Origin of the sequence: Pseudomonas sp. FP2335 (assembly GCF_030687535.1) — a bacterium.
In the GTDB taxonomy this organism is placed as follows: domain Bacteria; phylum Pseudomonadota; class Gammaproteobacteria; order Pseudomonadales; family Pseudomonadaceae; genus Aquipseudomonas.
In genome coordinates this window covers 3,241,238-3,267,018 of record NZ_CP117437.1, presented here as the reverse complement: position 1 = coordinate 3,267,018, position 25,781 = coordinate 3,241,238, and the positions used below count along the sequence as shown (strand labels likewise).

Below are 25,781 nucleotides of genomic sequence, written 5' to 3'. Positions count from 1 at the left end.
TTCATGCTAGATTTGCAAAAAATGCCTGTCTCGCGAAATTCGGGCAGTAATCATCGCAAAAAGGGCGAAATGATCAAATCACTGGATAAATTTCTGCAGGAGATCGACGAAGGCGACTGGGCGGTGATCAGTTCGGCCACCGATTATCCCGAAAACTGGGTGATCCCTGACCACAGCCACGAGAAGCACCAACTGCTCTATGCCATCGAAGGCGTGATGGTGGTGCACTCGGCGCAAAATCAGTGGACGGTGCCGTCCAATCGCGGCTTCTGGATGCCCTGCGGGCATGTGCATTCACTGCGTTGCGTGGGCCCGTTGAAAATGCGCAGCGTGTTTGTGCGCCCCAACGCGTTCCCGAACCTGCCCACCGAGACCAAGGCGGTGAGTGTATCGCCGTTGTTGAGCGAACTGATCAAGGCCTCGGTGAGCTTGAAGCCGCCGTATGCCGAGGATTCGCGCGACGCGCGGATCATGCACCTGATCCTTGACGAGCTTGCGCTGCTGCCGGCCTTGCCGCTCTCGCTGCCGCAACCGGCCGACCCGCGTATCCAGCAGATCTGCCAGGCATGGCAGGACGATCCGGGCGACGCCTCCACCGTGGCCGACTGGAGCGAGCGCCTGGACCTGGACCAGAAAACCATCCAGCGCCTGTTCCGCAAGGAAACCGCGATGACGTTCGGCCAATGGCGCCAGCAAGCGCGCTTGCTGCTGGCGCTGGAGCGCATTGCGGTGGGGGAGAAGATTATCGACGTGGCCCTGGAACTGGGCTATGAAAGCCCCAGCGCCTTTACCAGCATGTTCAAGAAACAGTTTGGCAAGACGCCGAGTCAGTTTTTCAGGTAGGGCTGGTCAGCGGACCAGCAACTGATTGAAGGTGTCCCGGTCCAGGGGCCGACTGAGGAAGTAACCCTGGCCTTCGTCGCATGCCACGGCCTTGAGCAAGTCCAGGTGTTCAGCGGTTTCTATGCCTTCGGCGGTCACGGTCAGGGACAGGGCACGGCCCAGGCCGACAATGGCCTGGATGATGGCTTTGTCATCGTCGCTGTCTTCGAGCCGGCTCAAGAAGCTGCGGTCGATCTTGAGCCCATCGAATGGAAATGCGCGCAAGTAACTCAGGGAGGAATAGCCTGTGCCAAAGTCATCCATAGCGATGCGTATTCCCAGTGCTTTGAGGGTGTGCATGATCGCCAGGGCGCCTTCGGCGTCTTCAAGCATGACGCCCTCAGTAATTTCCAGTTCCAGCCGCGACGGGTCGATACCGGAAGTGCCCAGCGCTTGACTGACACGCGCCACCATGTTCCCGCGCTTGAACTCAGAGGGAGAAAGGTTGACCGACACGAACAGGGGGGCCGGCCACTGGGCGGCACAGGCGCACGCCGTCTCCATTACCCAGTCGCTGAGCGACAGGATCAGCCCCGACTCTTCGGCAATCGGGATGAAGGTGTCCGGTGCAATCAGGCCGCGCACCGGGTGTTGCCAGCGCACCAGTGCTTCGGCCCCCACCATCTCGCCGTCAGCGATACGGTAGCGGGGCTGGAAGTGCAGGCGTAATTCTCCATGCTTGATCGCGAACCGTAAGTCGCTTTCCAGGCGGCGCCGCTCAATGATCCGTGCATTCATGTCCGAGGAATAGAAGCGCCAGGTATTGCGGCCGGCGGATTTGGCTTCGTACAGCGCGATGTCGGCATAGCGCAGCAGTTCGGCCGCGTCGCTGGCATCGTTGGGTGCCAGGGCGATGCCGATGCTGGCGCTGATGAACACCTCCTGCTCATCGATCCCGATGGCGCCCTCGATGGACGCAATCAGGCGTTGGCAGAGTTTTTCGACGTCATCCTGAGTGCCTGTATCAGTGAGGATCAGCACAAATTCGTCGCCGCCCACTCGAGCTACCAGGTCGCCATGGCGCACGCAGTCGACGAGACGGTTGGACACGACATTGAGCACGCGGTCGCCAGCTGCATGGCCGAGCAGGTCGTTGACTGGCTTGAAGCGATCAAGGTCCAGGGTGAGCATGACCAACGGCTGCGCCAGAGGCGACGCGGCCTGGAGCTTGCTGTTGAGGAAAGCTTGCAGACGTGTACGGTTGGGCAGCCCGGTGAGAGCGTCGTGCTGGGACAGGTACTCGATTCTGCGTCGCGCCTCGACTTCATCGGTGACATCGGTGGCCGTGCCGCGAAACCCGCCACAAGGCATTTCCCGGGCCGAGAGCCGGGTGCTACGCGCCTGACCTTGGGCATCGACGTAGCGGCACTGCACGCTCAGGTCTGGGCGTCTGCCGGGTGTGGCGAGCCATTGCGACAAGTGCCCGACGTCCGTGTCGAGCAGGTCGTTCATCGCTGCGCCCATCCAGGCCTGTCTGGCGAGACCGGTGACGCTTTCGAAACGTTCCGATAAGTAGGTGAAGTGCCAGGTGGCGTCAATTTCCCAAACCCAGTCGGAACTGGCCTCTACCACGTCGCGAAACCGTGCTTCGCTGGTGGCCAGGGCCGCCTGGCTGCTTTGCAATGAAGCGTGGCTGGCGTCAAGGGCCAGGGCGCTGGCAGTGGATCGACGCAGGATCATCCAGGTCATCGCGCACACCAGCAGTGCCGCCAGGCCCAGCAGGGGCAGGCCTACGCCCACCAACTTCAGACCGGGGCGCTCCGGCTCCCAGTACAGGCTGCCGGCGGCGCCGTTGTCGCCGAGGGGTAGCAGTGACTTGCCGATTTCTTCGGAGCTGGCGATGTGGAGGTTGGCGACGCCAAAGTCATCGCCGATAGCATCCAGTTTGGCGCTGTCCAGAATGTCGACGAAGATCAACACGGAGGGCCGCCTGCCGTCCGGCAATACCGTGGGGTCGGTGCCGGGGGTGATCGCGGCAGCCGCCACCAAGGCAGGGCTGCCGCGCACGTTGATAAAGCTCGTCACCGGGGTTTCGGAGGCGGCCCCGGCACGCGCCTGTTCAATAATGGGGTCAATGGATTGGCCAAGCCAACTGCTCAACTCCAGCGGCTGTAGTTTGCCCTCGACCACTGCGTACACCGTGCGATTCACGTCGTTGACGACAAAAAGCCCTTGAAAGCCGAAATCCTGGAACAGTGTCGGGCCGACATTTTCGCGCACGTAGGCCCAGTCGGTGTCCACTTGAACGTGCAGGTGTTTGTACGCGTCGCTCCAGAACGCATAGTCTTTGACGGTCAAACGCAAGGATTTGTCCAGGGACTGCATGGCCTTGCGAGCGTGAAAAGCGCTTTCAGCCTGTTCGGTGCGATCCATGTCGTAGGCGAGGTAGACCAACGAATAGACGACCGCTGCAAAGACACCCGCCAACAGGGCCATCAGCTTGAATAGTGATGTGCGAGTCAGTGATAGGCTGGTGCGATTGGACAGCGTGCGGACAATTGGTGCATGGGAGTTCGGCATTATTTCCCGCAGGACACTTCTGCAAGTCAGTTCGATAACAGGCTATCGGCGCCCTTGGCGAAATAATGAGGGGGAAGGGTAAACACGCTTCAGTCATCAGATGGATAAAAGCAGGCCTCTGCTCGGCCCAGCCTTGCCACGTCGGATAACGTGGCAAGGCTATTGGCGGCGCAGACTTGCTTCAATTTATGCGCGGATGCTGCTGCACCAAGTTTTTGCGTTTGGCTTCCAACTCGGCAATCTCGGCGTCGATGTCTTCGATCTTCTGCTCGATATTGTCGTGATGTTCCTGCAACAACTCCTTGGCCTCTTCCATGTCCGACGCCGCCGGTGCCGCGCCGCGCAGGGGTTTGTTGGCGGTTTCCTTCATGGTCAGGCCGGTGATCAGGCCGACCACCGCGAACACCATCAGGTAGTAGGCGGGCATGTACAGGTCGTTGGTGCTTTCCACCAGCCAGGCCACGGCCGTCGGGGTAAGACCGGCGATCAACACCGAGACATTGAAGGCGCTGGCCAGCGCGCTGTAGCGCAGGTGGGTGGGAAACATCGCGGGCAGCGTCGATGCCATCACACCGATGAAGAAGTTAAGCACCACCGCGAGGATCAGCAAGCCGGCGAAGATCAGGCCGATCTTGCCGCTGGTGATCAGCATGAACGCCGGGATCGACAGCACCAACAAGCCGATGCTGCCGGCAATGATGAAGGGCTTGCGGCCGATCTTGTCGCTGACAAAACCAATGAATGGCTGCACGAACAGCATGCCGACCATGATCGCGATGATGATCAGCACACCGCTGTTTTCTTTGTAGTGCAGGTTGTGGGACAGGTAGCTCGGCATGTATGTGAGCAGCATGTAGTAGGTCACGTTGGTTGCCGCGACAATACCGATGCAGGTCAGCAGGCTGCGCCAGTGCTTGGTCGCGACTTCCTTGAAGGAGACCTTGGGGCCGTGGCTCAAGCCTTCGCGGTCGCCTTGTTCGAGCTTGTCCATGTGCTGCTGGAACGCCGGGGTTTCTTCCAGGGCGTGGCGCAGGTACAGGCCGATGATGCCCAGGGGCAGGGCAAGGAAGAACGGCAGGCGCCAGCCCCATGATTCGAAATCGGCCTCGCCCAATACGCTGGAAATCAACACCACGACGCCCGCACCCAGCACGAAACCGGCGATGGAGCCGAAGTCCAGCCAACTGCCGAGGAAGCCGCGCTTGCGGTCCGGCGCGTACTCGGCGACGAAGATCGAGGCGCCGGTGTACTCACCGCCCACGGAAAAGCCCTGGGCCATTTTGCACAGCAGCAACAGGATCGGTGCCCAGATGCCAATCGAGGCGTATCCGGGGATCAGGCCGATGGCAAAGGTACTCAGGGACATGATCACGATGGTCGCGGCGAGGACTTTTTGCCGCCCGTATTTATCGCCCAGTGCACCAAAGAACAGGCCACCCAGGGGGCGGATCAGGAACGGCACGGAGAAGGTGCCCAGTGCGGCAATCATCTGCACGCTGGGGGACGCGTCGGGGAAGAACACTTTGCCGAGTACATAGGCAACAAACCCGTAGACGCCAAAGTCGAACCACTCCATGGCATTGCCCAGTGCGGCGGCGGTGATCGCCTTGCGCATCTTGGTGTCGTCGACAATGGTGATGTCTTTCAACCCGATGGGGTTGACGCTTTTCTTGCGAGATTTCATGGGCACCACTCTAAATCTGAACAGGGGAGGTGCCATCGTGGCGATGGCACCGCTCTGAAAGGTCAGATACAGGCGGATACGAAATAATTCACCACTAATTGCGTTTTTTTGCTGAGGCCTGCGTTTTTGTCGTGGTCGGGGGAATGTTGTCCTACGACTTGTTTTGGTTTGGCGTAGTGTTTCAGATTGACAGCCCCTAGATCGCCCGCTATAAAAGTCACAGTTGTACGACGACATATGACGTTACGTATGTCCTACCTAACAAAAATAAAAAAGTGATGCCATGAATTTGAACGAGCCCATCAACGCCCAGCGCGTTGGCCAAGCGGTAGGCAGCTATCGCTGGACCATCTGCGCGATGCTGTTCTTCGCCACCACCGTCAACTACCTCGACCGCCAGGTGCTCAGCCTCCTGGCGCCACAGCTGTCTACGCAATTTGGCTGGAGCAACACCGACTACGCGAACATTGCGGCGGTGTTCCAGTTTGTCTATGCCATCTCAATGCTGTTCGCCGGGCGTTTTGTCGACAAGATCGGCACCAAGGCCGCTTATATCGTCGCGATTGGCATCTGGTCTACCGGCGCGATCATGCATGCGTTTGCCGTGCCGATGGGCGAGGGCATCGCTGCGGTCAGTGGCGCGATTGGCCTGGCGGTGATCCCGGTGTCGATTGCCGGTTTCATGTTGTCCCGCGCGGTGCTGGCGGTTGGCGAGGCGGGTAACTTCCCGATTGCGATCAAGGCCACGGCCGAGTACTTCCCGAAGAAAGAGCGCTCATTTGCCACTGGCATTTTCAACTCCGGGGCCAACGTCGGCGCGATCCTGGCGCCAATCTGCGTGCCGCTGATCGCGGGGCTGTGGGGCTGGGAGGCGGCCTTTATCGTGATCGGTGCGTTGGGTTTTGTGTGGGTAGCGGTGTGGATCGCCTTCTACCAGCCGCCCGAGCAGCAAAAGCGCCTGTCGGCCGCAGAACTGGCGTATATCCGCAGCGACCAGACCGTGCAGCCCTTCACCCCGGCGCCAGCGGGTGCAGTAGAGAAAAAAGTCTCGTGGTTCAAACTGCTCACCTACCGTCAGACCTGGGCATTTGCCTTTGGCAAGTTCATGACTGACGGCGTGTGGTGGTTCTTCCTGTTCTGGCTGCCGACTTATCTGTCGGCGCAATACGGCATGAAAGGCGCTGACATCGTGATGCCGCTGGCCGTGCTCTACAGCATGACCATGGTCGGCAGCATCGGCGGCGGCTGGTTCCCAAGCTACTTTATGGCACGCGGCGACGCGCCGTATGACGGGCGCATGAAAGCCATGCTGGTGATCGCGCTGTTCCCGTTGGTGGTGTTGCTGGCACAGCCGTTGGGCTATATCAGCTTCTGGGTGCCGGTATTGCTGATCGGCGTGGGGGCGTCAGCGCACCAGGCGTGGTCCTGCAACATCTTCACCACCGTGTCCGACATGTTCCCGCAGAAAACCGTGGCCTCGGTGGTCGGTATCGGCGGCATGGCCGGTGGCCTGGGCGGCGTGGTGATGACCAAGGTCGGCGGCTGGGTGTTCGACTACTACAAGTCGATCAACGATATTCACACCGGCTACATGATCATGTTCGCGATCTGTGCGCTGGCGTACCTGGTGGCTTGGAGCGTGATGAAGACGCTGGTACCACGCCACAAGGAAATCACCGACCTTTAAGTGACGACTTCCCGCGCTGGCGGCAGCGCGGGAAGGCTTTACAGCTCACGGGTCCAGGTTTCGCTGATCAACGATTTGCCGAAACTCTCGGTGGGTTCTTCCTCGACCAACTCGAAGCCGGCTTTCTGATAGAGCTTGCGGGCATCGGTGAGGATGTTCACGGTCCACAGCAGCATGCTTTTGTAGCCGGCCTGCCGGGCAAAACGCAGGCACTCATCCACCAGGCGCTGGCCAATCCCCATGCCGCGCGCACTGGCATCCACATAGAGCATGCGCAGTTTGGCGGTGTTGTCGTCATGGCGCACCACGAACACCGAACCTACCACTTCGCCGTCTTTTTCCGCGATCCAGCAGCGCTCGCAGCTGCGGTCAAAGTTCCTCAAGTACTTGGCGACAATCTCCGCCACCAGCGCCTCGAACTCCCAATTCCAGCCGTACTCGTGGGCATACAGTGCCGATTGTTGTTGCACCACCAGCCCCATGTCGCCGGGTTGCGGGTCGCGCAGCAGGTAGCTCGGCGCGGTGCCTTGCAGCAGGGCCTGGATGCGTTTCATCGCGCCTGTCAGTTGCTGCTGTTGCCGTTCAGGCAGGGCCTGGAGCAGGGCGATCACTTCGTCCTGGGTCTGTTGTTCCAACGGCGTCAACACGCTGCGACCGAGGTCGCTGAGGTGCAGTTGCACCGCGCGGGCATCGGTGACAGAGCGGACTTTCTGGATCAGGCCTTTCTTTTCCAGCCCACTGATCAGCCGGCTCAGGTAACCCGCATCCAGGCTGAGCATCTGGCACAGGTCGGCGCTGGTCAGGTCGCCTCGGGACGACAACTCATACATCACGCGGATTTCGGTGAGTGAAAACTCGCTTTGCAGCAGATGCTCCTGCAGCACACCAATCTGGTGCGTGTAGAAACGGTTGAAGCCACGGATGATGCCGGCGCGTTCGACCAGAGGGGAAATAGACATGATGTTGTCCAGATGGTTGCCTTTAGCAATTATATTGTTGCCTTGAGCAAATATGTCAAACCCTTTGCTCGCGCAAAATCCACTGAACCTCCTGCGTAGACCAGCGCCTAACCCCGTATCATCCCGCCCTCAATTTCCGCCAGGCATTCCCATGACCCATCCCCGCATCGGCTTCGCATGCCAATACAAGCACCCTGAACGGTTGCTCTCGGCCAGTGCCATGAAGCTGATCGAAGGCCCGTTCAACCCGCGCACCACCACCTTGCGCTGGATGGACGGTGTGACACCGCAGGAGGCCCGCGCCAAGCTGGTCGAAGTGGTCACCCACAACCTTGCCGCGCAATTGCGCCTGCTCACTTACGTCGCCGGGCTGCCGCCGACCTTGCGCATGCTGCGTCTGAGCAGCGACCTGTTGCCGTTCTACAGTCACCCCAAGGTGGCGGCCGTGTACAAGGACCCGGCCATCGAACAGCAACTGGTCGAGGGGTTTGCCGCCATCGGCGAGCTGGCGCGGGCGTCGGACATCCGCCTGTCTTTCCATCCCGGCCAATACTGCGTGCTGGGCTCGGAGAATCCCGGCGTGGTGGAAAACAGCCTGGCCGAATTTGAATACCACGCCGATATGATCCGCATGATGGGCTACGGTCGACAATTCCAGGACCTCAAGTGCAACGTGCACATCGCCGGCCGCCTTGGGGTGGAAGGCACCCGCGCCGTCTGGACGCGCTTGTCGCAAGTGGCGCGCAACTGCATCACCTTCGAGAACGACGAGAAAACCTACGGGCTGGACCACTGCCTGCAAGTCGCCGACCTGGCGCCGGTGGTGCTGGATATTCATCACTGCTGGATCAACGAGAATGAGTACATCGATCCCCACTCGGAACGGGTGGCTCGCGTCATCGACAGCTGGCGCGGTGTGCGCCCGACCATGCACTACTCCCAGCCCCAGGAGAGCCTGCAGGAGCTCGGCTTTGACGCCGAACACAAGCTGGAGATGGATGCGCTGATGCAGGTGGTGTCCAAGCGCGACCTGTACGGCCACAGCGCGCAGATGTGGAACCGCTGGACCAACGACTACGCGCTGCAGTTTCTCGACCGTTTCGACATCATGCTCGAAGCCAAGGACAAGAACGTTGCGTCCCTGGCGTTCTACGAACATTGGCAGCGGCATACCGCCTGAGTTGCGGGGTATCACTGATGCCGGGCATGCTGGGTAAACCGACACAAGGAAACGTCCCCATGCCAACCCTGCATCTGCTCTGCGGCAAGATCGCCTCCGGCAAGTCCACCCTTGCCAACACCCTGGCCACTGCGCATGCCGCACTAGTGCTCAGCGAAGATCACTGGCTGGCGCAGCTGTACCCGGGTGAAATCCTGTCCATCGCGGATTACCTGCGCAGCGCCCAACGTATTCGTGGTGTGCTGGGGCCGCTGGTGGTCAACCTGCTGCAATCGGGCGTCAACGTGGTGCTGGATTTTCCGGCCAACACCCTGGCCAACCGCGAATGGCTGCGCGGCCTGGCGCAGACGGCCCAGGTGCCGCACTGCCTGCATTATCTCGAGCTGGATGACGCCACTTGCCGCGCCCGGCTGCATGCCCGAAATGCGCGGGGCGAGCATGACTTCGCGGCAACCGATGCCGAGTTCGACCTGATCACCCGTCACTTCAGTGTGCCGAGTGAGGAGGAGGGGTTGGTGATTGAGGTGCATCGCGCAAGAGGAGATCAGGAAGCACCCTTCTCTTAAAGTCGAATCTTCCGACATTAATCTGGGATAACAAAACTTTACTCTCTGGACTCTCACGCGTTCAGGAGTAAAGGGATGACTTCCAGCGTACTACCGAGCCCATTTTTCGATCACAGCCGGCACGTGCTGTGGGTTCGCAATGTCGGTGCCATGCTTGATGTGCTGGCCTTCGAAGGCGAAGAGCAGCTCAGCCAGCCGTTCAAGTACCGCATCGAATTCACCAGCCCCGACCTCGACCTCGCCGCCGACTCCATCCTCGGCCATCAAGCCAGTTTCAGCCTGCACGCCCCGCCACAAAAATTGCCGCTGCTGAGTCTGTCGCCCCCCAAAATCAAACCCCTGCGCACCCTGCACGGCGTCGTCACCGCCTTCGCGCGCCGGTCCGGCTCCAATGACCAGGCCACCTATGCAATCACCCTGCAACCGCGTCTGGCCCTGCTTGAACGTGGCCGACAGTTGCGTATCTACCAGCACCAATCCGTGCCCGAGATCGTCGAACACATCCTGCGCAGCCGCCACGCTTTCGAAGGCCAGGACTTCCTGTTCACCCTCAAGCGCGACTACCCCCGGCGCGAACAGGTCATGCAATACGGCGAAAGCGACCTGGCCTTTATCAGCCGGCTGCTCGCCGAAGTGGGCATCTGGTATCGCTTCACCAGCGACGAACGCCTGCGTCTAGAGGTCGTCGAGTTTTTCGATAGCCAGCGCGGTTACCAATTCGACGTCGAACTGCCATACCGCCCGCAATCCGGGCTCGGCAGCAGCGGGCAGGACGGCGTATGGGCGTTGCAATCGAGCCACCAGGTCGTCGAGCAACAGGTCAGCGTACGCGCCTACCACCACCGCGACGCCAGCGCCCACCTGAACGGCGGGATCGAGCAGAGCCGCGGCGGGGCCTACGGCGATGCCTACCACTACGCCGAACCCTACAGCGTCCTCGGCAACCGCCTCGATCAAGACGAAGACCTGCCATGCGAAAGCGGCTACTTCTACGCCCGCCTGCGCCACGAGCAGTACCTGAACCAGCAGACCCGCCTGAGCGGCCTCAGCAGCAGCGCCACCCTGGCGCCGGGCCAGGTCCTCAGGATCAGCGGCGGCGCACCCCAGGCATTCCAAACCGGCGCAGTCATCACCCGCCTGACCACCCAGGCCGCGCGCGACCGCAGCTTCGAAGCCGCCTTCGAGGCGATCCCCTATTCAGAAACCCTGTGCTTTCGCCCGGCCCCGCACGCCAAACCGCAAATCGCCGGCACCGTCCCGGCCCGCGTCACCAGCCCCCAGGCCCACGACCCTTACGGCCACATCGACATGGAAGGCCGCTACCGCGTCAACTTCCTGTTCGACCGCGACACCTGGAAACCCGGCGAAGAAAGCCTGTGGCTGCGCCTGGCCCGGCCCTACGCAGGCGACACCCACGGCCTGCACCTGCCACTGATCCCCGGTACCGAAGTGGCCATCGCCTTCGAACAAGGCGACCCGGACCGCCCCTACATCGCCCACGCCCTGCACGACAGCCAGCACGTCGACCACGTGACCCTGCGCAACTACAAACGCAACGTGCTACGCACACCGGCCAATAACAAACTGCGCATGGACGACACGCGGGGGCAGGAGCACATCAAGCTGAGCACGGAACACAGCGGCAAGAGCCAGTTGAACCTGGGGCATCTGGTGGATGCGCACAGGCAACAGCGCGGTGAAGGGTTCGAGTTGCGCACGGATGGGTGGGGCGCGATCCGGGGTGGGAAGGGGGTGTTTATCAGTGCGGATGAGCAGGCCAGGGCGCAGGGGCAGCAGCTTGAAATGGGCGCGGCGATGGCCCGCTTGGAGCAAGCGAATGAGCAGTTGGACGCGCTCTCCACTGACGCTCTGGCGGCGAATGCCGATCCGGCGGACGTGCAGGCGCAGTTGACTTTACTCAAGCAAGACCTGGAACGACTCAAGTCGTCCGTGCTTCTACTCAGCGCTCCCCAGGGCATTGCCCTGAGCAGCGGGGAGCACCTGCAACTGGCTGCGCAGGGCAACGTGATGATCAACGCCGGGGCTGAGGCGGATGTCAGTGTGGTCAAACGCTTGTTTATCGGTGTGGGGCAGGGCGTCAGTCTGTTTGTGCGCAAGTTGGGGATCAAGTTGATCGCCAACGCCGGCCCTGTGCGTATTCAGGCACAGAACGACACGTTGGAACTGATGGCGCGCAATGGCTTGGAAATCATCAGTGCTGAAGATGAAATCCGCATCGTCGCGAAAAAGAAAATCAGCCTGAATGCAGGTGGTAGTTACATCACCCTTGATCCAAGTTGCATCGAGTCCGGCACCCAAGGTAACCACAACATCAAATCGGCAAACTTTGATTACCTGGGCCCCGGCAGCCTGAAAGCCGCGCACCCGGAGTATCCGCGCAATCTCTACAGGCAACCGCTGCGCTTCACGGTAGCGCAAACCCCCAACACCGTCGGCAAGGGCTGGGCAGGCATGCCATACACCCTCTACGCCGACAACGCTGCGATCGAGCAGGGTGTGTTCGACAAGAGCGGGCATGTGCGCATCGATCATCAAGTCGTGACCCAGCACTACCGAATCGAAATGGCCAATGGCGTGAGCTACGAGATACCGGTGCCCAGTGAATATCGCAACGCCGAGCAAGCGGTGCTGGCCAATGGCGGTTTGCACAACCATCACCTGCTGCCTTGCAGTGAGCTGAGCCAGCCCACCTCGCATACCGAGCACCGCGCCAAATACGCTGCGGTGATCCGCACGTCCAACGACCAGGAAGGGAAAACCCCATGAATGACCTTTGCACCGTCGTGCCCGTGGCCCTGCAACACACCCAACAGGCAACCTGCACTGCGCCCTGGTACCTGCAGTGCACTGAGTATCACCCGGTCGAGGCCACCTACCAGCCGCTGATCAACGGTGAAGAAGCGTTCAAGGCCGTGCATTTGGCAATCGCCAACGCCACGAGAACCATCGATATCATTTGCTGGGGGTTCCAGCCGTCGATGTATTTCATTCGCGACGGCGAGAGCCCAAGTATCGGCGAACTGCTCATGGCAAAAGCAAGAGAAGGCGTTGAGGTCCGGATATTGGGTTGGGAGTCACCGTTTAATAGCGCTGGCGCAGCCGGCGAGGCCAATCTGCCTGGCAAAGGACCGTACCGGATCCAGGACCGGGCGCTGCAACCGGCCACGGATGATCAATATGCCTACGACCGGCAGTGGTTTTCCCGCTGTGCCTTTGCCGATCATCTGGCGCCTGCCATGCGCGTAGCGCGCAATGTGCCGGTGTTTGTCAGCCGTGGTTTCAGCCTGTTTGAACGCGCGGAAATCGCCCATCAAGCCAAATATAAAAGCCTCGACCCACAGCTCAGCGTCGGCACCCTGGGCGCGCTGGCAGTGGCTGTGACCCACCATCAAAAAACCGTACTGGTCGACTATGAACGGGCCGAGCATGCCGTCGGTTTTGTGATGGGGCACAACATGCTCGACGAGTACTGGGACACGGACGAGCATACGGCGCAGAACCGCGCCGAAGGCAGTAAACCTGCACCCAATCGCGGGCCGCGTGGTGATACACCGCGTCAGGATATTTCCAGCCAGGTCAGCGGGCCGATCCTTGAGCACTTGCACCACAACTTCGCGACCGCCTGGCGCAGGGAGACCGCTGAAGACCTGTTTGCCTTGCGCCAGGCAAAGCAGATCGGCCCCACACTGCAATGCACCCCCGGCGCGACGCGCCAACTGGCCCAGCTGGTGCGCACCCAGGCGCAAGACGGCAAGCGCGACATCGAAAAGCTTTACCTGAAAGCGGTCAACAACGCGACCCAGTTCATCTACATCGAGAACCAGTATTTCCGCTGGCCGCCCCTCGCCGAAGCGATCAGCAAGGCCGCCGCCGTCCAGACCCGCGCCGGACGCGATCCGGGGTTGCATGGCAGCCTGCACCTGTTCGTGATCACCAACGCCAGCGAAGATGGCGTAGGCCCTGGGGCCTTGAACACCTACCGCATGCTCGAAAGCCTTGGGCGCGGTGATGCCATCCCGCAGATCACCAAGCTGCAGCGCATCGAACAGGCCAAGGCCCACACGAGTGCACAGGCACCGACCTTGAGTGAACTGCTCGAACGCCGAGCATTGATCGCCTTGACGCGCCTGACCGATGCGCTGAGCGGCGGCGCAATCAGCGAAAAAGCCGAGGACGCGCAGCGCGACGCCAAACTGCGCAATGAGCTACGCGAAGCCGCGCTCGAACAACAGATCCAGGCCATCGAGAACAGCACACTGGCCCCGGAACCACGGCCGGGGCTGAAGGTGCATGTGTGTTCGCTGGTGGCCAAGGACTCGCCAGCGGGTAAGCCGTGGATGCCGGTGTATATCCATTCGAAGCTGATGATCGTTGACGACGTGTTCACCACCCACGGCTCGGCGAATATCAATACACGGAGTATGCAGGTGGATAGTGAACTGAATATTGCGCATGAGTGGGGGAGTGTGACGCAGGGGTTGAGGCGGCGGTTGTGGGGGCTGCATACGGATGGGCGGGGGGATCAGGATGATGCGGCGCAGGCGTTTGATGTATGGACAGGGCTCATCAAAGAAAACAAAGACCGCCAGGATAATAAGTACAACGGTATACCCGCTACGCCGCTCATCGGGTTTTATTACGAAGAAAGAACGCCTAAGGACCTCGACTAATGCGAATTCTCATATGGCTGACATCCCTCCTGCTGGTTGCCTGTGATAGCGGCTTAGCTCCTACTCGCCCTGCTCAGAGTGTTTCTATGAATCCACTGACCGAAATTAAAGCCAAGCTGGCCTTTACTTGCGTGCATGAGCAAATCTCTGCGCCAACTGCCCAGGTCGATGAACTGTTTCAATACGCTCGTTGGTTGCAGAAAAACAATTTACTCAAACAAGATGAGGCCGTAGATGCGGAGATTGAACGGCTGTACCGGATTGCCGCCGAGAATGGTCATTACAAGGCCAATATCAACCTGCAAAACGGCAGCATGCGCGGTCATTTCAAGCTCCGGAGTGATGAGCATTTGCGGCTGAGCCAGACATTGATCGATGGAGGCGTGGCGACGGGCTACTACTTTATTGGCATTTTTCTGAAAAACGGTTCAACCGGGCTGAAGCAGGATTCGGAAATGGCGTTGCGTTATTTCCGCAAAGCGGCTGATCAAGGTAGTGCTGAAGCTCAGTACTCTGTTGCACAAAGACTGGCACCGAGCGACGTTGCACCGGATATAGCCCGACAAATGCGCCGATGCGCGGCCGAACAGGGGCATCGCGAAGCGGCCTCTGACCTAGGTGTCAACCTTAAAGGGAAGGGACTGTTTCAAGAGGCACTTGAAGTTTTCCAACTAGGGGTGGCTGCTGGTGATGAAACCTCTGCCGGCTGGTTGAGACGGACTTTTCGCGGTCCTCCACTCACCGATACATTGTATTACCTCAATCAGGAGAAAGACCTCGAACGCTCCGAGCGCTACGAAAAGATCTGGCGGACTCTCGCCAACTACTCCTACGCCAACCCCAAAGTCCCCGAAATCAACGAAATCCTCCCCTTGCCCCCAGCCAAACTGCCCGCCTGGGACGGCAAACTTCAATGGTTGGAAGCTCACCTGGCCAACATTCCACCCCCCAAGCCCAGCGAAGCACTGATCACCCAACTGGCCAACGCCAAACTCCTCGATCCCGCCACCGGCCAGGGCCTTCCGGGTTCACCGGCATTCAGCCAATCCCATCTGTCCGCGCCCAACGGCTACAGCGGTCAAATTTGCCCATTGAGCGGCTATTGGGAGGTCGGTTTGCTCTCCTGGGGCGATTCGCTGAGAGATGGAAACGGCGCAAGGTATTTCAAGCAAGGCGATGTATTTCCGACGGTATGGATCGAACGCTATCAGTCCCGCCTGTGGCCGTTCTCCGACAAAGTCACGCAGCGTGAACAAGCGGTTGAGTGGTGCCTGCTTTCATGAAAAGAAAGCAGGTACCGCTCTCCCATTTGTGACCCTATGACTTGAACCGTCCCACCAACCCATTCAACTCATCCGACAGGTTCGACAACCGTCCCGAGTCATCCTGCGCGGAGTTCGCCAGGCTTTCCACCAACCGTGCCTCGTCGTAGATCTGCTGGATATGCCGGTTGATCTCTTCCGCCACGCTGTGCTGTTCCTCGGCTGCGGCGGAGATCTGCAGGTTCTGGTCGCGGATCTCGTTCACCGACAACTGGATGCCTTCAAAGCTGTCCCGCGCGCTTTCAATGGACGACACGCTGGCCCGTGACAGGTCGAGGCAACTGCCCATTTTCTGGGTGACTTCCTGGGTCTTGTTTTCCAGGGTACCGAGCAGGTGTTCGATCTCGCCGGTGGAGTCCGAGGTGCGTTTGGCCAAGGCCCGGACTTCGTCGGCCACTACGGCAAAACCACGGCCTTGATCGCCGGCGCGGGCGGCTTCGATGGCGGCGTTGAGCGCCAGCAGGTTGGTCTGCTCGGCAATCGCGCGGATGGTGCCGAGGATCTGGTTGATGCTGCGGCTACCGGCTTCCAGTTCGACCATGGCTTGTGACGATTCCGTGAGGCGGCGGCCGAGGCGGTTGACATTGTCGGTGGTCACTTCGATTTGCTGCTTGCCCTCGGCGACCCGGCGGTGGCCGTTCTCTGCCGACTCTGCCGCACCGCTGCACGAGCGCGCGACTTCGTTGGCGGTGGCGACCATCTCGTTGAAGGCGGTGGAGACCAACTCCACCGCCTCACGCTGGCGCCCGGCGGCTTCGTTCATGTTGTTGGCCACTTCACTGTTGACCCGCGAGGCGTTCTGCAAATTGGCCGAGGCCGCGCCGATGTGTTGGATCAACTGGCGGATCGCCGCGAGAAACTTGTTGAACCAGCCGGCCAGTTCGGCGGTTTCGTCCTTGCCCTGCACGTGCAGTTCGTGGCGCAAGTCGCCTTCGCCCTGGGCGATGGATTGCAAGCCGGTACTAACCTGGCCGATGGGTTTGACGATGACCTTGGAGAACGCCGCCGCGACCAACCCGAAGATCAGCACCAGCACCGCGACGATCGCACTGGTGAGATAGGTCATGCGCGTGGCTTCGGCCATCACTTCGTTGTATTCGATCAGGCCGACATAACGCCAGCCGAGGCCGGGGGAGGTCCAGATATTGGCCATGTAGCGCACGCCATTGATTACCACATCGGTCGAGCCCTGGGCGGTGTTCGCCAGCTGTGCGTAGGGTTCGCCGAGGTCTTTGAGCGGCTTGAAGTTGTGCGTATTGTCACGCGGGTCAACCAGCACCACGCCATCTTCGATCAACATCACATAGCCACTGGCGCCCAGTTTGATGCTCTTGACCAGCTCGGTGAGGTTCTTCAGCGAGACGCTGACCACGAACACGCCTTTGGGTTTGCCGGCGTTGTCCAGCAAGGCGCGCGCAGTGCCCACCAGGGCCACGTCGTCCTTGTCGTAGTAATACGCGGGGGTGCGCACGGTCTTGCCGGGGCTCGCCATCGCGGCCTTGTACCATGGGCGCGCGCGCGGGTCGTATTTGGCCAGTTGCGGGTCATCCGGCCATTTGGCGTAGGTGCCATCTTCGAGGCCGATGGACAGAATCGCAGCGGCGGGGTGGGTTGCACCATAACGCGCAAAGTGCTCGATGACCTCTTGTGCCGGCGCCGGCATCGGCTGGCTGGCGGCATTGGCGGGCTGGTAGTCCTTGAGCGTGTTCACGGAAGTGTATACAGGATCGGCGGACATTTGATCGACGTTCTGCGTCGTGCCATCGAAAAACTGGCGGATGTTGCCATCGATCTGGCGGATTTCACGGGTGCTGCCGTCGATAAACTGTTCGACTGCCTGGGTCCGCGTGTTCATGACGGAGATCACCGCGACCAGGCTGACCGGGATAAAAGCGACGGAAACGAAAGCAAGGACCAGCTTATTTTTTATTTTCATCGAGACAACCATCAGCGGGGAGGGCGGCCAAATCGTCGCTGCTGTGTGTGACGCGGCGATTTGCTATCACCGCTATGTCGGCGGGGGTGTCGAGAATCTTTAGGGATTTTTTGTGTACAACAGAAAATATGGATTGTCTGGTATCTGCTCTTGGTTCGCGGTGTAGGTGTGGGCCGATCCAGTGGCTGCCAGCCTTAACGACCTGGATGCTGAAGCCCGCGCCACCTATCTGCTGGACATGACCCGCCTCGGCAACTCTGAGCCGGAACTGCATTGCCATATCTTTCCGCGCTATGCCTCGGAACCGGATGACAAGCTGCGGATGCCTGCCTGGTGATACGCGAACTGCGCGAGGAGACCGGCGTTGTGCGCGATAGCGTTGGCGCCTGCGTGGCGGATCGGCGCTTTGCCTTGATGCTGCCCAGCGGCGAAACAGTGATGGCCATCGAACAGTATTTTGTCGTTCACGCGCACAGCAAGACGCTTTCCAAAGCCGAGTGGACCCTGGCAGAAACCCAGGTCATGGCCGACCACCATTGGTGGTCTGTCAACGAGCTGAAAACCGCTGCCGATACGGTTTGGCCTGAAGCGCTGATCCAGATGCTGCTAGACGCCGGTGTTTGACGCCCCTCAGCGCGTGTAGCCCGGCAACAACCGAAACGCCTCGGCGACGCGCGTTGGGTTGGGCAGTGCGAGCACACGTCGGTACAACTCCTGGTGGGCAGTGCACACCTGTGCGGGTGCGTGTTTGCTCGGGGACCGATAGCGCTCGTAGGTGCCGGGCTGGACGTGCGTGAACACACGGTTCAAGTCGGCCCGGGCCTGGGCGGTCGGAGCAATGTTCTGGTTGACCTCGGCGGCTGCTTTGACCAGTTCGCGCCGGCTGTCGCGTGCGTTTGTGAACAGCGCCTGCAAGACGTCTGGCATAGCGCCGTAACCCCCGGGGTAAACGCCTGTAAGGTAGAACGCGCAGGCCTGTTCACCGCCTTGCACCGCGGCGTCCACGAGCGACGCCTGGGCTTGCCAGAACCGCAACAGTTGCGGGGCCGGGGCCTTGCGCAGAGCGTCCTGGATCAGCCAAGTGTCGTGCTCGCGCGTGAGCTTATCGAACGCGCTGTAGGCTGTGGCCTCATCCAAGGCTTTTTGTGCCTTGGCCTTGTGCACTTCGTACTGCGCAGGCACCTCTTCGGCCAGCGTTCTGAACTGGAAAAACGTGCGCAAGTAGACATCCAGTTGCCCCGCTTCCCGTAGCCGCGCAAGGCGTGCATCGGTGAAGCCCCGGGCGTCTACGGTGGCCGACACGATGTGCTCACGCTTGAGTTCAGCGATGTCCGGAAACCACATGTCTTCGCGTGCGGTCGCCAGCACTTTATCGACGAATTGTCTGGACGCGCCGTGCTTAAGCAGTGCCTCGCGATACTGTGCGACGACTAGCGTTGATTGATTGTCCGAATCGAACAACGTCGCGGCGTGGAACCCCAGCTTGCCTTCCACGCCTAGCAACCGTTGTTTGCCCGACATGAACACCAGCGCGCAGGCACTCATGCATGCGCTGTTGGTGTAGGTGGTCAACGCCTTTTCTTCGATCAGCCGCGCGATGGCCCGGGCTTCGCCGAACAGGCCGCCCGGGCTGTCCAGCTGGAGCGTGGTGACAGCGGGGTGAGCGGCCAATGCCTGCTCGAAGGCAGAGAAACTGCCGGAGCCGATGCCGCCATTGAATTGGAGCTCAGTATCGCTGAGCGCAGTGATCCGGTAGGGCGGCATCGCGTTGGGGTTCATGGCCAGGCGCAGCGCAGACTTGAACGCCGGCACCACGTCGAGCACCGAGTAAACGGTCTGCACCGCCCCGACCACCACCAGCACGCGAACCACCATGACCCAGCGGTGTTTGCCACCGCGTTGGCGGTGATGCCTGGCCGAGCGCCAAACGCCAACGCCTTGCCAAACTGTGACGGCGAGCGCGATAAGCATGAACGGCACGCCTGCCAGCAGCAGGGTGGCGGGGCTTGGAGGGTCACGCACCAACAGCACGTACAACGGCGTCGTGGCGAGCAGGCACAGCAGGCTGATCAATACTTCATTGATCCAGAATGCGTGCGCCAGCGGGAACTCCCCTCGCCAGTGGCGAATAAAATAGTTGCGACGGGCTTTCGGTGTGGCGGCTTCTTCCATGATGCGTGATGGTCCTTGGCGGTGTGGCCGGTTGCAGCCGCGCAACATACCAGCCATTGCCGTTGGCAAAACAGCGATTTGTTCGAATACACTGCGCGCCCCCATTTGCAGCAAGGAAGCGCTGGATGCGTTCGCTCCTCAACGGTGTGCTCATCTCTCTGGCCCTGGCCACCCCGGTCATGGCCGAACCCCGCTCGTTTTCGGTCGATGAGCCCAGTGGTCACTATCTGGTCGAAGTCTTGTTTGCGCAGGTGCCGCAAGACCTTGAGGAATTGACCCGGGCACTGGTCACGATCCGTGACAAACACACCCTGGAAATCCTCCAGCAACTGCAAACCCCCGCCGCGCAGGTGCCGCTCAACGCAGACGGCAAAACCCTCGATTGGCGCCTGGTGGGCGAGTACGGCGTGTTGTACTTTGCCGATATCGACCGCGACGGCCGTATCGACCTGGCGATCCGCAACGGCAATGGCGCCGATGCAAATTTCCAGTCCAGCTATGACGTCTACCTGCAAGACCCGCAGAAGCCCCAGTGGGTGCTCAATCGCCCATTGACCGACCTGGCCAATGAATCCAGCGGCGGGATGTTTTCGGTCAACCCCAGGGACGGCGTGATCCATTCGCAAACCGATCGTGGCTGTTGCTGGACGCGCTCGTCGCAATGGCAAATGCGCGACGCAGAGCTGGTACGGCTGGGTTCCTACACCCAAGCAGAAGTGCCACCGACCGAGGACGGCGAAAACTCCAGCATGCCCAGCGGCTATATGCTGCGCACCACCGGCGAATGGAAGGACGGCCAATGGCAGGAAACCCCACGTCTGGAAGGGCCGGTTACCGAAGACCCGGAGATGCTCCACGGCACCCTCGACGGCAAGATCCCGGTGCAAATCTGGTATCAGCAGCAGGGCGCGGTGTTGATCGGCGAAGTGCGCTACAGCAAAAGTGGCAGCGGCAAGCCGATCAAGCTGGTGGGTGACCAGAGCGACTACGACGACAAACCCTTCACTTACCTGCATGAATATGCCGACGATGGGCGCCAGACCGGCATCTGGCGCATGACCCGGGAAAGTGTCGAACCCTACAACTTCTCCGGCACCTGGGTCAGCGGCGCCAAGGGTAATACCCCTGAACTGGCGATTCAGCTGGGGCGCTCAGACCGCGAGCCGGACCTGGACAAACTCGGCGACGTCCCGCGCGAGCAGCGCAGCGGCCATTACCAGATGCGAGACGACTTCCTCGGCCGCGATGGCGACCTGGACGTGAACGTGCTACCCGAACGTGACGCCGAGGGCAGGGAGGTCGCGGAATTCACCGTGACACTCAAAGACGCCAAGACCGGCAAGCAGATCCTCAGCGCACACCACCGCTTGCCGATGGAAACCGACAACCTGATCATCGTGCGTGAACCCCTGGCGCCCAAGGGCAACGGGCCATATCACATCCAACTGGTCAGGGACTTTGCGGTGATCAGCCACAACTCGGCGCCGGACAACATGGAGTACTTCACGGGGATGTATCGCAAGCAGCGCTCTGCACAGTGACGTGCAAGCCTGCCTGTTGCGCAAGCTCCAGGGTCGATTCGACGCTGTGCGCGTCGACGATAAACCCCACGTAGTCGTCATCGCCAGAATCCAGATGCAGGTAGCGCTTGCCGAACCCGGCCAGCCATTGGTCGAAGTTCTCCAGCACCTCCTGCATCGGCCGGGTGCCCGTGTGCTCATAGGTATAGGGCGCTTGCACGCCGCTCGCGGCCACCAGGTAGGGCGCGTGGTATTCGAATACGTCGAAGCCGCGCCAATCGACACCGAGCAGCGCCAGGTAAGCCAGTTTCTGGCCTCTTGAGCTGTCCAGTAGCCCATGGGTCAACGCGCTGGCGGGGTCCTGGTCGGCGGCATATTTACGCAGGACGCGGCGCACGAGCCGCGCGCTTTCTTCTTCCGGCGTACGGGCCAGCAGGGTTTGCGTGAACAGCTTGAGGGCCTGCTTCTGCGCGGCGTATTGCGGCGAACGCATCTCGCGCATGATCGCCGCATGGCTGGCGTCGGTTTCGTCGGGCGGTGGCATCGTGAAGCGCCCCCCGAACAAGCGAGCAAAAAATCCCATCACATTCCCTCGTTTTGATGCGAAGGTGGACGTTAGCGCAAGCGGAGGCGCCCTGTAAAAGGGCGCGTGAGAAGGGTGGGTCAGCGGTTGAAGCGTTCAACCAACGCGTATTGGGTAGCGGCGGTGTTGGTCAGTTCTTTGCTCAGGTCGGTGGACTGATGGGCCTGGATCGAGGTTTGGTCCGCCAGCCCGGCGATGGTGGTGATGTTGCGGCTGATTTCTTCGGCGACCGCGCTTTGTTCCTCGGTTGCGGCGGCGATCTGGGTGGTCATCTCGGTGATATGGGACACCGCTTCGCTGATGCCGACCAAGGCCTGGTCGGCTTCCAGTACCCATGCCACGCCTTCCTGGGCCTGGCGCTGGCCGTTTTCCATGCTGTGCACGGCGTTGTTGGACGACGCTTGCAACTGGGTGATCAGCGCGTGGATCTGGGTGGTCGACTGCGAGGTCCGCTGGGCCAGTTGCCGCACTTCGTCGGCGACCACCGCGAACCCTCGGCCTTGCTCGCCAGCGCGGGCGGCTTCGATGGCGGCGTTGAGGGCCAGCAGGTTGGTTTGATCGGCGATGCCTTTGATCACATCCACCACGCTGCCGATTTCGTCGCTGTCGCGGGCCAATTGCGCCACGGTCACGCCGGTTTCGCCGACCACCGCCGACAGGCGCTCGATGGCTTCGCGGGTATCGCGCGCCACCTCACGGCCGCGCCCGGTAAGGGCATTGGCTTGCTGGGTGGCATCGGCCGTACGCTGTACGTGGCTGGCGACTTCCTGAGTGGTGGCGGCCATCTGGTTGACGGCGGCGGAGACTTGTTCGGTTTCCACACGCTGGCGGTCCAGGCCCTGGGCGCTGGCGCTGGCCAACTGGTCGGATTGGCTGGCGAGGGCGCTGAGCTGTTCGGCGCTGTCCTGCAGGCGCGTGAGGCAGGTCTTGAGGCGCGCATCCTGGCTGAGGAACGCCGTTTCCAGGCGCCCTTGGGGGCCGCGTGCGTCGCTGTACATCTGCGCGATCAAGGCATCCGATGTCGACGGGTCAACCCCCTGCAACAGACCCAACGTGCTGCCCTGGCGCATGCGCGCGCAGAGCACGCCCACCGGCAAGGCGACGGCGACGGCCACGGCGATGGCGAGCGGTGCACTGAAGAACAGCCCCGCCACGCCGCCGATCACCGCGGTGGCCATATACGGCACGCTGCTCACTACGGCCGGCAGCCACGCATCCTGACGCGGCACGCCGGGCTTGCCTGCGCTGATGCGCCGGTACAGCGCCTGGGCGCGGCGGATTTCATCGGCACTGGGCTTGACCCGTACCGACTCGAAGCCGACGACCTTACTGCCGTCGAAGATCGGCGTGACGTAAGCGTTGACCCAATAGTGATCGCCGTTCTTTGAGCGGTTCTTGACGATGCCCATCCACGGCAGGCCCTGCTTGAGGGCGCTCCACATATGGGCAAAGACCGCAGGTGGGACATCGGGGTGACGCACGATATTTTGCGGTGCGCCGATCAGATCGGCCCGCTCGAAACCGCTGATGTCGACAAAGGCGTCGTTGCAGTAGGTGATCACACCTTGAACGTCGGTGGCGGAAATAAGTTTTTGCTGCGGTGCGAGTGAAATCTCACGCTGTGTAACAGGCTGGTTATTGCGCATTCCGACTACTCCATGGTTGCACTTAGCCAATCGGCCACAGCAGCAAAAAGATTAATGCACATTTGATATTTCGCCATCCGCTGGTCAAAAGCCTGAAACTTCTCGGTGAAAGACTTCATAATGGCGGCCATTTTTGTTTAGCCCGTTATTCTGGTGTGCCCGCATGGAAATCAAGGTCAACTTTCTCGACAACCTTCGACTTGAAGCCAAATTCGACGACTTCACGGTCATTGCCGACCAGCCCATCCGCTATAAAGGCGATGGCTCGGCGCCGGGGCCGTTCGATTACTTCCTGGCTTCGTCGGCGTTGTGTGCGGCGTACTTCGTGAAGTTGTATTGCGCAACCCGCAATATCCCCACGGACAATATCCGTTTGTCACAGAACAACATCGTTGACCCGGAGAACCGCTACAACCAGATCTTCAAGATCCAGGTCGAGTTGCCGGCGGATATTTCCGATAAAGACCGCCAAGGCATCTTGCGTTCCATCGACCGTTGCACGGTCAAAAAAGTGGTACAGGCCGGCCCTGAGTTCGTCATCGAAGAAGTCGAAAATCTCGATGCCGACGCCCAGGCCTTGCTGATGCCCCACTCGACGTCAGCGGCGGGCACCTACATCGCCGGCAAAGACCTGCCGCTGGAGCAGACCATCGCCAATATGTCCGGGATTCTGGCCGGGCTGGGCATGAAGATCGAGATCGCGTCGTGGCGCAATATCGTGCCCAACGTGTGGTCGCTGCATATCCGCGATGCCCACTCGCCGATGTGCTTTACCAACGGCAAGGGTGCCACCAAGGAAGGCGCACTGGCGTCGGCGTTGGGCGAGTTCATCGAACGGCTCAACTGCAACTTCTTCTATAACGACCAATTCTGGGGTGAAGAACTGGCCAACGCGCCGTTCGTGCATTACCCGGATGAGCGCTGGTTCCAGCCCGGGCCCAACGATGAGCTGCCGCCTGAGATCCTCGACGCCCACTGCCTCAAGGTCTACAACCGCGACGGCGAGTTGCGTGGCTCGCACCTGTTCGACACCAACTCGGGCAATGAAGCGCGCGGTATTGTTTCGCTGCCGTTTGTGCGCCAGTCCGACGGTGAGGTGGTGTACTTCCCATCCAACCTGATCGAAAACCTTTACCTGAGCAACGGCATGAGCGCGGGCAACACCTTGGCTGAAGCCCAGGTGCAGTGCCTGTCGGAGATTTTCGAGCGGGCGGTGAAGCGGGAAATCATCGAAGGCGAATTCGCCCTGCCGGATGTGCCGGCCGAGGTGTTGGCCAAGTACCCGGGGATTCTTGCCGGTATCCAGGGCCTGGAAGCCCAGGGCTTTCCGGTGCTGGTCAAGGACGCGTCCCTGGGCGGTGAATTCCCGGTGATGTGCGTGACCCTGATGAACCCGCGCACCGGCGGCGTGTTCGCTTCCTTCGGCGCCCACCCGAGCCTGGAAGTGGCGCTGGAACGCAGCCTCACCGAGCTGCTGCAAGGCCGCAGTTTTGAAGGCTTGAACGACCTGCCGGCGCCGACCTTCGAAGGCCAGGCGGTGACAGAGCCGAACAACTTCGTCGAGCACTTCATCGACTCCAGCGGTGTGGTGTCGTGGCGCTTCTTCAGCGCACAGTCGGACTACGAATTTGTCGAGTGGGACTTCACAGGTGAAGGCGCAGATTCCAACGCCGAGGAAGCCGCGACGCTGTTCGGCATTCTTGAAGGCATGGGCAAAGAGTCCTACATGGCGGTGTACGAACACCTCGGCGCAACCGCCTGCCGCATCCTGGTGCCGGACTACTCGGAAATCTACCCGGTGGACGACCTGATCTGGGACAACACCAACAAGGCGCTGTTTTTCCGCGCCGACATCCTCAACCTGCACAGCCTGGATGATGCCGAGCTCAACGCCCTGGTCGAGCGTCTTATCGAAAGCGAGCTGGACGACTACACCGATATCACCACCTTGATCGGCATCGAGTTCGACGACAACACGGCCTGGGGCCAGTTGACCATTCTGGAGTTGAAACTGCTGATCTTCCTCGCCTTGCAGCAGCACGAGGAAGCCAAGGAGTGCGTGGAGATGTTCCTGCAGTACAACGACAACACCGCCGATCGTGGCTTGTTCTACCAGGCGATGAATGCGGTGCTGGAGATGCAACTGGACGACGACCTGGAGTTGGCGGACTACGAAGCCAACTTCCGCCGCATGTTTGGCGATGAGCGGATGGATGCGGTGATTGGTTCGGTCAATGGCAGTGTGCGTTTCTACGGTTTGACGCCGACCAGCATGAAGCTCGAAGGCCTGGATCGCCATCAGCGTCTGATCGAAAGCTACAAGAAGTTGCACGCGGCGCGGGCCAACATCACCTCAAGCTGATCCCGACACGTGTAGGAGCTGGCTTTTCTGCGGGAGCTGGCTTGCCTGCGATAGCATCACTTCGGTTGACC

Annotated in this window: 18 protein-coding genes and 1 pseudogene; 11 read left to right on the top strand and 8 right to left on the bottom strand. The window is 60.7% G+C overall.

Annotation, left to right across the window (positions count from 1 at the left end):
- Positions 1-21: 21 nt before the first annotated feature.
- Complete coding sequence (locus PSH81_RS14580; protein ID WP_226457642.1) at positions 22-843, top strand: helix-turn-helix domain-containing protein; 822 nt, start codon at positions 22-24, stop codon at positions 841-843.
- 6 nt (positions 844-849) lie between these two features.
- Here the strand turns inward: PSH81_RS14580 and PSH81_RS14575 are convergent, their stop codons facing one another.
- Together PSH81_RS14575 and proP are read right to left on the bottom strand one after the other, a co-directional pair.
- Positions 850-3,402 carry an EAL domain-containing protein gene (locus PSH81_RS14575; protein ID WP_305390936.1) on the bottom strand — a complete coding sequence of 851 codons (2,553 nt, stop codon included), beginning with the start codon at positions 3,400-3,402 and terminating at the stop codon, positions 850-852.
- 181 nt (positions 3,403-3,583) lie between these two features.
- Positions 3,584-5,086, bottom strand: coding sequence for a glycine betaine/L-proline transporter ProP (gene proP / locus PSH81_RS14570; protein WP_226457640.1), 1,503 nt, complete (start codon positions 5,084-5,086; stop codon positions 3,584-3,586).
- A gap of 283 nt (positions 5,087-5,369) precedes the next feature.
- On the opposite strand from proP, the gene PSH81_RS14565 reads away from it, so the two are divergent.
- The gene (locus PSH81_RS14565; protein WP_226457639.1) at positions 5,370-6,773 is read left to right on the top strand and encodes an MFS transporter; all 1,404 of its coding nucleotides are present in this window, start codon (positions 5,370-5,372) and stop codon (positions 6,771-6,773) included.
- Between the two features lie 38 nt (positions 6,774-6,811).
- Here the strand turns inward: PSH81_RS14565 and PSH81_RS14560 are convergent, their stop codons facing one another.
- Positions 6,812-7,732 (bottom strand): helix-turn-helix domain-containing GNAT family N-acetyltransferase, encoded by a 921-nt coding sequence (locus PSH81_RS14560; RefSeq protein WP_226457638.1) that lies wholly within the window; start codon positions 7,730-7,732, stop codon positions 6,812-6,814.
- Positions 7,733-7,883: 151 nt separating this feature from the next.
- On the opposite strand from PSH81_RS14560, the gene PSH81_RS14555 reads away from it, so the two are divergent.
- The 5 genes from PSH81_RS14555 (at position 7,884) to PSH81_RS14535 (ending at position 15,452) form a co-directional block, all read left to right on the top strand.
- Positions 7,884-8,912 carry a UV damage endonuclease UvsE gene (locus tag PSH81_RS14555; RefSeq protein ID WP_226457637.1) on the top strand — a complete coding sequence of 343 codons (1,029 nt, stop codon included), beginning with the start codon at positions 7,884-7,886 and terminating at the stop codon, positions 8,910-8,912.
- Between the two features lie 59 nt (positions 8,913-8,971).
- On the top strand, positions 8,972-9,478 hold the full coding sequence (locus PSH81_RS14550; RefSeq protein ID WP_192300482.1) for an ATP-binding protein: 507 nt from the start codon (positions 8,972-8,974) through the stop codon (positions 9,476-9,478).
- Positions 9,479-9,553: 75 nt separating this feature from the next.
- Complete coding sequence (locus PSH81_RS14545; RefSeq protein WP_305390934.1) at positions 9,554-12,265, top strand: type VI secretion system Vgr family protein; 2,712 nt, start codon at positions 9,554-9,556, stop codon at positions 12,263-12,265.
- Positions 12,262-14,169 (top strand): phosphatidylserine/phosphatidylglycerophosphate/cardiolipin synthase family protein, encoded by a 1,908-nt coding sequence (locus PSH81_RS14540; RefSeq protein ID WP_305390933.1) that lies wholly within the window; start codon positions 12,262-12,264, stop codon positions 14,167-14,169. The genes PSH81_RS14545 and PSH81_RS14540 overlap by 4 nt, the downstream gene beginning before the upstream one ends.
- A complete protein-coding gene (locus PSH81_RS14535) occupies positions 14,169-15,452 on the top strand; it encodes a sel1 repeat family protein (protein ID WP_305390932.1) in 1,284 nt (427 codons plus the stop codon). The genes PSH81_RS14540 and PSH81_RS14535 overlap by 1 nt, the downstream gene beginning before the upstream one ends.
- Positions 15,453-15,486: 34 nt before the next feature.
- Here the strand turns inward: PSH81_RS14535 and PSH81_RS27580 are convergent, their stop codons facing one another.
- The gene (locus PSH81_RS27580; RefSeq protein WP_370694919.1) at positions 15,487-16,191 is read right to left on the bottom strand and encodes a methyl-accepting chemotaxis protein; all 705 of its coding nucleotides are present in this window, start codon (positions 16,189-16,191) and stop codon (positions 15,487-15,489) included.
- A gap of 198 nt (positions 16,192-16,389) precedes the next feature.
- A pseudogene (locus PSH81_RS27575) lies at positions 16,390-17,229 on the bottom strand (cache domain-containing protein); the annotation flags it as partial.
- Positions 17,230-17,608: 379 nt separating this feature from the next.
- On the opposite strand from PSH81_RS27575, the gene PSH81_RS14525 reads away from it, so the two are divergent.
- Together PSH81_RS14525 and PSH81_RS14520 are read left to right on the top strand one after the other, a co-directional pair.
- A complete protein-coding gene (locus tag PSH81_RS14525; protein ID WP_305392811.1) occupies positions 17,609-17,764 on the top strand; it encodes a hypothetical protein in 156 nt (51 codons plus the stop codon).
- Between the two features lie 29 nt (positions 17,765-17,793).
- Entirely contained in the window at positions 17,794-18,051 is a 258-nt protein-coding gene (locus PSH81_RS14520) for a hypothetical protein (protein ID WP_305390931.1), read from the top strand.
- Between the two features lie 6 nt (positions 18,052-18,057).
- Here PSH81_RS14520 and PSH81_RS14515 read toward each other — a convergent pair whose 3' ends face one another.
- Positions 18,058-19,599, bottom strand: a complete 1,542-nt coding sequence (locus PSH81_RS14515; RefSeq protein WP_305390930.1) for a hypothetical protein — start codon at positions 19,597-19,599, stop codon at positions 18,058-18,060.
- Between the two features lie 125 nt (positions 19,600-19,724).
- On the opposite strand from PSH81_RS14515, the gene PSH81_RS14510 reads away from it, so the two are divergent.
- Entirely contained in the window at positions 19,725-21,140 is a 1,416-nt protein-coding gene (locus PSH81_RS14510; protein WP_305390929.1) for a hypothetical protein, read from the top strand.
- Here PSH81_RS14510 and PSH81_RS14505 read toward each other — a convergent pair.
- Positions 21,103-21,702, bottom strand: coding sequence for a hypothetical protein (locus PSH81_RS14505; protein WP_305390928.1), 600 nt, complete (start codon positions 21,700-21,702; stop codon positions 21,103-21,105). The two genes, PSH81_RS14510 and PSH81_RS14505, sit on opposite strands and share 38 nt — an antisense overlap.
- Positions 21,703-21,782: 80 nt before the next feature.
- Complete coding sequence (locus tag PSH81_RS14500) at positions 21,783-23,264, bottom strand: PAS domain-containing methyl-accepting chemotaxis protein (protein WP_370694918.1); 1,482 nt, start codon at positions 23,262-23,264, stop codon at positions 21,783-21,785.
- A gap of 247 nt (positions 23,265-23,511) precedes the next feature.
- Here PSH81_RS14500 and PSH81_RS14495 point away from each other — a divergent pair, with 247 nt between their 5' ends.
- Entirely contained in the window at positions 23,512-25,710 is a 2,199-nt protein-coding gene (locus PSH81_RS14495) for an OsmC domain/YcaO domain-containing protein (protein WP_305390924.1), read from the top strand.
- Positions 25,711-25,781: the final 71 nt, after the last annotated feature.

Excerpts from the sequence above, each read along its gene's own strand:
- PSH81_RS14555 (WP_226457637.1), top strand. The coding sequence starts at position 7,884 with ATGACCCATCCCCGCATCGGCTTCGCATGCCAATACAAGCACCCTGAA.
- PSH81_RS14515 (WP_305390930.1), bottom strand. The coding sequence starts at position 19,599 with ATGGAAGAAGCCGCCACACCGAAAGCCCGTCGCAACTATTTTATTCGC.
- PSH81_RS14505 (WP_305390928.1), bottom strand. The coding sequence starts at position 21,702 with ATGGGATTTTTTGCTCGCTTGTTCGGGGGGCGCTTCACGATGCCACCG.
- PSH81_RS14580 (WP_226457642.1), top strand. The coding sequence starts at position 22 with ATGCCTGTCTCGCGAAATTCGGGCAGTAATCATCGCAAAAAGGGCGAA.
- PSH81_RS14495 (WP_305390924.1), top strand. The coding sequence starts at position 23,512 with ATGGAAATCAAGGTCAACTTTCTCGACAACCTTCGACTTGAAGCCAAA.
- PSH81_RS14510 (WP_305390929.1), top strand. The coding sequence starts at position 19,725 with ATGCGTTCGCTCCTCAACGGTGTGCTCATCTCTCTGGCCCTGGCCACC.
- proP (WP_226457640.1), bottom strand. The coding sequence starts at position 5,086 with ATGAAATCTCGCAAGAAAAGCGTCAACCCCATCGGGTTGAAAGACATC.
- PSH81_RS14550 (WP_192300482.1), top strand. The coding sequence starts at position 8,972 with ATGCCAACCCTGCATCTGCTCTGCGGCAAGATCGCCTCCGGCAAGTCC.
- PSH81_RS14545 (WP_305390934.1), top strand. The coding sequence starts at position 9,554 with ATGACTTCCAGCGTACTACCGAGCCCATTTTTCGATCACAGCCGGCAC.
- PSH81_RS14565 (WP_226457639.1), top strand. The coding sequence starts at position 5,370 with ATGAATTTGAACGAGCCCATCAACGCCCAGCGCGTTGGCCAAGCGGTA.
- PSH81_RS14540 (WP_305390933.1), top strand. The coding sequence starts at position 12,262 with ATGAATGACCTTTGCACCGTCGTGCCCGTGGCCCTGCAACACACCCAA.
- PSH81_RS14535 (WP_305390932.1), top strand. The coding sequence starts at position 14,169 with ATGCGAATTCTCATATGGCTGACATCCCTCCTGCTGGTTGCCTGTGAT.
- PSH81_RS14560 (WP_226457638.1), bottom strand. The coding sequence starts at position 7,732 with ATGTCTATTTCCCCTCTGGTCGAACGCGCCGGCATCATCCGTGGCTTC.
- PSH81_RS27580 (WP_370694919.1), bottom strand. The coding sequence starts at position 16,191 with ATGGTCGCCACCGCCAACGAAGTCGCGCGCTCGTGCAGCGGTGCGGCA.
- PSH81_RS14575 (WP_305390936.1), bottom strand. The coding sequence starts at position 3,402 with ATGCCGAACTCCCATGCACCAATTGTCCGCACGCTGTCCAATCGCACC.